Here is a 7,285-nt window from a genome sequence, read left to right as displayed (position 1 = left end):
CCAGCTTGGCCACGGTGGCGGTCGTCGTCTCCGCCGCCGTCACCGCACGCGCCGCCACCTCGCTGGCCTCCGCCGCGTTGGACGCGATCTCCCGGATCGAGGCACCCATCTGCTCCGCACCCGCGGCCACCGTCTCCACGCTGCGGGAGACCTCCTCCGCCGCACCCGAGACCACACTCGACTGGGCGGAGGTCTCCTCCGCACCCGCCGAGATCTGCGCCGAGGACGCCGACAGCTCCTCGCTGCTCGCCGCCACCGCATCTGCCGACGCCACGACCGACGCCATCACCTCGCGGAGGTTGTTCTGCGCCTCGTCCAGCGATGCTGCGGTACGGCCTAGTTCGTCGCGCTGGTCCACACCTGTGCGCTGCGTCAGGTCGCCGACGGCCAGCCGGGCGGCGTTCTCCCGCAGGCGGGTCAGCGGACGGGTCACCGAGCGGGTGACGATGACGCCGAGGAGCACCGCCAGGCCGATACCCACGATGCTCAGGACGAGGATCGTGCGAGTGGCCGCGGTGACGCGCTGCTCGTAACCGGCTCCGGTCATGAGCTTGTCCTCAGCCGCCGCCAGTTCGGCGTCGAGCTGGTCCTCGTAGATCTTGCGCAGCTCCCGGCTGGTCCCCATCGCCTGCGCGACGGCGGCCTGCCGATCAGTGCGGAAGAGGGCGAACTCCGCGCGGATGCTCTCCGCCCAGGTGTCGATCGCCCCGTCCAGCTCGTCGAGGGCGGCCGTCTCCTCGGCCGAGGTGGCGGCGGCGTGGGCGTCGCCGAACAGGCCATCGATCTTCTCGAGCCGCTCGTCGATCCCGGTCAGAAACTCGGGGTCCCCGGTGAGCAGGAAGCCACGCTCGTCGTTGGCAGTGGCCTTCGCCGTCAGGCCGATCGCGTTGAGGCTGTTCATGTAGGGCATCGCCGACCGCAGTTCCGCGTTCCGCGCATCGCGCAGATCGCCCAGGTCGTTGAGGGCCACGAAGCCGACAGCAGCGGCGGTCAGTGAGGCGACCGCGACGGAGGACAGGATTCGGACGCCCACAGGGCGGTCGGCGAACCACCGCCCACCGCGGCGTGCGGTCGGAGGGGACGTGCGCATGGTGTTGCTCCTCATTGACGCGGTCAGCCGCCAACCGGGACGATCCAGGGCCGGCTCGTACACGAGGAAACGTACGAAGCCGGGCCGGAAAAGTGACCGTGTCAGACCGTGTCGCGCGCCATCAACCGAGAAATGCCGGGAGCCTCATCGACGCGGTCGACAAGGCGACGGTCACGCCATTCCGGTGAACAGGGGAAATGGCAGCGGGCGCACGGCCGCGTCCCGGCCGTGCGCCCGCTGGGGGGTGTGTGCGACGTCCCCGCCCACCCTGGGGTCAGTAGGTGAACTTCCCGACGGTGGTGCGCAGGTCGGCGGCCATCCGGGACAGCTCGTCCACGGCGGTGCGGGTCTGGGTCAGCGCCTGCGTGGTCGAGTCCGCCGCGGTGGAGACCCCGGTGATGTTGGCCGCGATCTCGCCGGTGCCGTCGGCGGCCTCCTGCACCGACCGCGACATCTCGTTCGTCGTGGCGGTCTGCTCCTCCACCGCGCTGGCGATGGTGGTCTGCCGGTCGGAGATCTGCGCGACGATCGAGGAGATCTCCCCGATCGCGGCCACCGCCGCAGTGGTGTCGCCCTGGATCGCCTGCACCCGGCGGGCGATGTCCTCGGTCGCCTTGGCCGTCTCCTGGGCCAGCTCCTTCACCTCGTTGGCCACCACCGCGAAGCCCTTGCCGGCCTCCCCGGCCCGCGCGGCCTCGATGGTGGCGTTCAGCGCCAGCAGGTTGGTCTGCTCGGCGATGCTCGTGATCACCTTCACCACGTTGCCGATCTCCGCGCTCGACTCCCCCAACTTCGCCACCGTCGCCGTCGTCGTCTCCGCCGCCGTCACCGCACGCGCCGCCACCTCGCTGGCCTCCGCCGCGTTGCTCGCGATCTCCCGGATCGAGGCACCCATCTGCTCCGCGCCGGCCGCGACCGTCTGCACGTTCCGCGACACCTCCTCCGCCGCACCCGACACCACACCCGACTGCGCCGCGGTCTCCTCCGCACCCGCCGAGATCTGCGCCGACGACGCCGACAGCTCCTCCGACGACGCCGCCACCGCGTCCGCCGAGGCACCGACGCCCGCCAGCACCTCGCGCAGGTTGCGCTGCGCCTCCCCCAGCGAGGCGGCCATGCGGCCGAGCTCGTCGGCCGAGGTGACCTCCGGCGTCACGGTCAGGTCACCGAGCGCGAGGGCGTCCACCGACTGCTGCACCGACCGCACGGTGCGGGTGATCATCCGGACCACGAGGACGGCAAGCACGCCGGCCACCGCGAGGCCGATCAGCAGGGTGAGCAGGATCTGCAGCACGACGTCGGCGGCACGGTCCTCACCGGCCGCCGCCTCCTCGGCCGCCGCAGCGGCCTGGGCCTCGCTCTCGGTGGCGTACGGATCCATGACGGCGGAGGCCAGCGGCTTCTCCTCGTTGAACCCGTAGTACGTGGCCGAGCCTGCGTCGATGGCGTTCATCTGCTCGCCTGCCTTGCCGTAGTACGCGGTCAGCGCCTCGGTGACCGCCGTCCACGCGACGGCGTCCGCCTGCTTGCCCTCGTACTGGGCGAGCAGTGCCCGCAGCTCGGCCTGCCGTTCTGCCAGGTTCTCCCGGAGAAAGGCGCGGGTCTCAGCGTCGGCGACGTTGTAGGAGATGATCCGGACGCGGTCGCCCTGGAAGCTCCGCTGGATCGCGCCCAGGGTGTCCATGGGCTGGACGTTCTCGGTATAGAGCCGATGCTCGCCGTCCCGCAGGTCGTGCGCTCCCTGGACGGCGACCAAGGCGATGACGAACGAGACCAGGCCCATAGTCGCCACGACGGCTGCGAGCTTGGCGGCGATCGGCCGGTCGGCGAACCAGCGCCGCCCGGTCCGGGGTGCGGAATTCACAGGTACTCCAAGAATCGAGGTGCCAGGGCGGTCGCGGCTGCATCGGCGCGGTCTCGACAAAGGGCGGCCGAATGGCAGCCACTGTTGTCGGCACAAGGATCCACGGTTTCGCCCGTTGCAGTATCGCATCGCGGACGTGTCGCCGGAATGGTCGGAGAATGGTCGACCGTCGCCCCGCCCGCGGTGCCTTGTCGACAATTGCCGCCGGAGCCCCGGTGCAGGGGGGCCCACGATCCGCGGATCGTGCGCCCCCCTGTGCACGCAGCCTGGCCGGCCGCGGGCAGATCAATAGGTGAAGCGGCCGACGGTGGTGCGCAGGTCGGCGGCCATCCGGGACAGCTCGTCCACGGCGGTGCGGGTCTGGGTCAGCGCCTGCGTCGTGGAGTCCGCGGCCGTCGAGACCCCGGAGATGTTCTCCGCGATCTGCGTCGTGCCACCGGCGGCCTCCTGCACCGACCGCGACATCTCGCTGGTCGTCGCCGTCTGCTCCTCCACCGCCGAGGCGATCGTCGTCTGGTAGTCGTTGATCTGGGCGATCACCTCGCTGATCCGCCCGATCGCCGCGACCGCGCCTCCGGTGTCGCCCTGGATCGCCTCCACGCGGCGGGCGATGTCCTCGGTCGCCTTCGCCGTCTCCTGCGCCAGCTCCTTCACCTCGTTGGCCACCACTGCGAAGCCCTTGCCGGCCTCACCGGCCCGCGCCGCCTCGATCGTGGCGTTCAGCGCCAGCAGGTTCGTCTGCTCCGCGATGCTCGTGATCACCTTCACCACGTCGCCGATCTCCTTGCTGGACTCCCCCAGCCTGGTGATCGTCGCCGTGGTCGTCTCGGCCTCGCTCACCGCCGCCGCGGCCACCCGGGCCGCCTCGTTGGCGTTCTGCGCGATCTCCCGGATCGAGGCACCCATCTGCTCCGCGCCCGCGGCGACCGTCTGCACGCTGCGCGAGACCTCCTCGGCCGCACCCGACACCACACCCGACTGGGCCGCGGTCTCCTCCGCACCCGCCGAGATCTGCGCCGACGACGCGCTCAGCTCCTCCGACGACGCCGCCACCGCGTCCGCCGACCCCGCCACGCCCGCCAGGACCTCACGCAAGTTGTCCTGGGCGGCGGCGAGCGCCTGCGCCATGCGACCGAGCTCGTCACCCGAGGTGACCTCCGGGCGGACGGTCAGGTCCCCCTTGGCGAGGGCCTCCAGCGAGGCCTGGACGGAGCGGACGGTCCGGAGGATCTGGCGGACCACCCACACGGCCAGGGCCGACGCGACGGCGATGCCGACGGCCAGCGCGGTCCACAGGAAGACGGTCGCCGAGGCCGCGAGCTCGTCGCCGGCTGCGGCGTCACGCTGCGCGTCGGCGGCCTGGCGCTCCTGCTCGGCACCGAAGGCGTCGGAGAGCGCCCGCCCCGCCTGCGCCAGCTCACCCGACACCAGCCGCTGGACCGTCGCGACGTCACCAGCCCGGGCGGCCGGGTACAGCTGCTCGTCCACGACCGCGTAGTACGCATCGATGCTTTCGGCCACCGCTGCGAAGTCCGCGGGGTCGTTGAGCGTCTCGACGTAGGCCTCCTGCTCACGCTCGAGCTGCTCGCGGCGCTCCAGCAGCGCGGCGTCGAGCTCCGCCCGGGCGGCCGGGGCGACGAAGCCGTAGATGTTGTTCCGCGCACGGTCCCCCTGGAACGTGCGCTGCACCTCGGCCAGCTTGTTCAGCGGGACGATCGAGTCGCCGTACAAGTGGTCGCCGGACTCCGCCAGGCTGCCCAGCCGCTGCACGGCGAGCCCGGTCAGGGCGATGGCGACCACGGCGAGGACGGCGAGAGCGGCGCCGATCTTCACCGCCAGCGGTCGGCTAGCGAACCAGCCGGGGCGGCTCCGACGGTGGGATGCAGGAAGAGCGGACATGGTGCTCCGAACGGAAAGGAGATGGATTGCTGAATGCGCGCCACCGCGGTCGGTCCGCGCTGTGGCGAGGACAAGAATGTAAACGGTCCAGAAACACCGGTTGACTGCTTGAACGCGCGTGTCTCGGCACCGGACCGGATTGTTCGGTCATCGCATTTCTCGTGTCGACATGGCACTTTCGTCCACTGCATGACTGCGCAGATCCCACCCACCGGCGGCAGGGATGTGCACAAAACGCCGAGAGCGCACGGCCAGCCGGCCGTGCGCTCTCGGTTCGGAGTGCGGCCGATGCGGCCGCCGGAGATCAGTAGCTGAACTTCCCGACGGTGCTGCGCAGGTCGGCGGCCATCCGGGACAGCTCGTCGACAGCGGTGCGGGTCTGGGTCAGCGACTGCGTGGTCGAGTCCGCGGCACCCGAGACGTTGGAGATGTTGGCCGCGATCTGACCGGTGCCGTCGGCGGCCTCCTGCACCGACCGCGACATCTCGTTCGTCGTGGCGGTCTGCTCCTCCACCGCGCTGGCGATGGTGGTCTGCCGGTCGGAGATCTGCGCGACGATCGTGCTGATCTCCTCGATCGCGGTCACCGCAGCCGTCGTGTCGCCCTGGATGGCCAGCACCCGGCGGGCGATGTCCTCGGTCGCCTTGGCCGTCTCCTGGGCCAGCTCCTTCACCTCGTTGGCCACCACCGCGAAGCCCTTGCCGGCCTCACCCGCCCGCGCCGCCTCGATGGTGGCGTTCAGCGCCAGCAGGTTGGTCTGCTCGGCGATGCTCGTGATCACCTTCACCACGTTGCCGATCTCCGCCGAGGACTCGCCCAGCTTGGCCACGGTGGCGGTGGTGGTCTCCGCCGCCGTCACCGCACGCGCCGCCACCTCGCTGGCCTCCGCCGCGTTGCTGGCGATCTCCCGGATCGAGGCACCCATCTGCTCCGCGCCGGCCGCGACCGTCTGCACGTTCCGCGACACCTCGTCGGCCGCCGAGGCCACCACACCCGACTGGGCGGAGGTCTCCTGCGCCGACGTCGAGATCTCCGCCGACGACGCGCTCAGCTCCTCCGAGCTGGCCGCGACCGCGTCCGCCGAGGCGACGACGGAGGCCATCACGGCGCGCAGGGACTCCTGGGCCTCGTCGAGAGCGGTGGCCATCCGCCCGATCTCGTCGGACTGCTGGACACCGGTCTGCCGGGTGAGGTCCCCCTCGGCCAGGCCCTGGATCACGTGCTGCACCTTCTCCAGGTTCCGGCGGATGCCGCGCGCGACGAAGAAGCCCACCGCGAGGGCGATGGCCGAGCCGATGGCCAGCAGGGCGATGACGAGCGTCCGCGCCCGCTCGCTGGTGTCGGCGACCGCGGCGGCGGAGGAGCTCGCCTCGGAGATCTCGGAGGCCAGGAGCTGGTCGATCTCCCCGGTCAGCTGGTCCATGAGCTTCGAGGACTGCGCGTAGAGCGTGCCGGCCGCGGCGGCGTCGCCGGCGCTGTAGGCCTGCCGCGTCTGGGCGTAGACCTCGCCCCAGGTGCCGTAGGTGTCCAGGGACTGCTCGGCCAGGGCCCGCTGCTCGGCGGCGGGCGCCGTGCCGAGGTAGGCGGAACCGGCCGCGCCGAACGCCTCGGCGGCCGCCGTGGCGCCCGCGGCCCACGTCGTGGCGTTCTCCGGGCTGACGTTCGGCAGCAGCAGGGCCGTCTGGTTGAGCTGGAGGGTCAGCAGCTGCGAGCGCATCTCCTCGACCTGCACGAGCGCCTGGGTGCTCTCCCGGTAGGTGGCGTCGGCCTCGTCGGCGGCATCGCCGAGGGAGCTCCAACCCACGGTGCCGACGGCGATGCCGGCGACGACCGCGACCGAGACGGAGCTGAGGATCTTGGCGGATACCGACATCCGGCCGAGCGCGCGGCGCGCGACATGTGCCATGGGAGAAGTCCGTTCTGGAGAGGGATCCGAGTGCAACCCGATCCGGAGACGGACGACGGACGACGGACGAATCCGCCACCGCTTTCGGTTGCTGCGGAGAAGCTAAGGCCACGAACTGTCAGGTGTCGAGCTTTTCTGTGCGTGTTGGGAAATGGCGGACACAACGATTCGGGAACGGAGTCAACGAGTCGACTCGGTCGCGATGGCGACATTCCACCATTGTCGACAGCGGGCGCTCACCTGTGCGACGTCCCGCAAAGGGCGCCGTTTTCCGGACACGCGGCGAGGGGCGCCCGACCGTTGGTCGAGCGCCCCTCCGCGGCCTCCGTCCCGCCTCACCCCGGGCGTGCGAGAGGTGAGGCGGGACGGGGGTCCTGCTAGTAGCTGAACGTCCCGACGGTGGTGCGCAGGTCAGCCGCCATCCGGGACAGCTCGTCCACGGCGGTGCGGGTCTGGGTCAGCGCCTGGGTCGTGGCGTCCGCGGCCGTGGAGACGCTGGTGATGTTCTCCGCGATCTGCCCCGTAC

Annotated in this window: 4 protein-coding genes and 1 pseudogene; all 5 read right to left on the bottom strand. The window is 71.2% G+C overall.

All coding sequences use genetic code 11. The annotated features are described in order from the left end of the window. A partial coding sequence (locus ACI8AG_RS20330) for a methyl-accepting chemotaxis protein (protein WP_456598473.1) occupies positions 1-1,090 on the bottom strand: 1,090 nt, incomplete at its 3' end. 274 nt (positions 1,091-1,364) lie between these two features. After that, complete coding sequence (locus ACI8AG_RS20325; RefSeq protein WP_456598472.1) at positions 1,365-2,954, bottom strand: methyl-accepting chemotaxis protein; 1,590 nt, start codon at positions 2,952-2,954, stop codon at positions 1,365-1,367. 285 nt (positions 2,955-3,239) lie between these two features. Then, entirely contained in the window at positions 3,240-4,853 is a 1,614-nt protein-coding gene (locus tag ACI8AG_RS20320) for a methyl-accepting chemotaxis protein (RefSeq protein ID WP_456598471.1), read from the bottom strand. A 304-nt stretch (positions 4,854-5,157) separates the two neighbouring features. Beyond that, on the bottom strand, positions 5,158-6,759 hold the full coding sequence (locus ACI8AG_RS20315; RefSeq protein ID WP_456598470.1) for a methyl-accepting chemotaxis protein: 1,602 nt from the start codon (positions 6,757-6,759) through the stop codon (positions 5,158-5,160). Between the two features lie 377 nt (positions 6,760-7,136). Next, positions 7,137-7,285: pseudogene (locus ACI8AG_RS20310) on the bottom strand (methyl-accepting chemotaxis protein); the annotation flags it as partial.

Source organism: Blastococcus sp. SYSU DS0552, from assembly GCF_054050815.1.
The sequence above is the reverse complement of the archived record's forward strand: the minus strand, read 5'-3'. Positions and strand labels throughout refer to the sequence as shown.

Coding starts and splice junctions, on each gene's coding strand:
- ACI8AG_RS20315 (WP_456598470.1), bottom strand. CDS start 6,759: ATGGCACATGTCGCGCGCCGCGCGCTCGGCCGGATGTCGGTATCCGCC.
- ACI8AG_RS20320 (WP_456598471.1), bottom strand. CDS start 4,853: ATGTCCGCTCTTCCTGCATCCCACCGTCGGAGCCGCCCCGGCTGGTTC.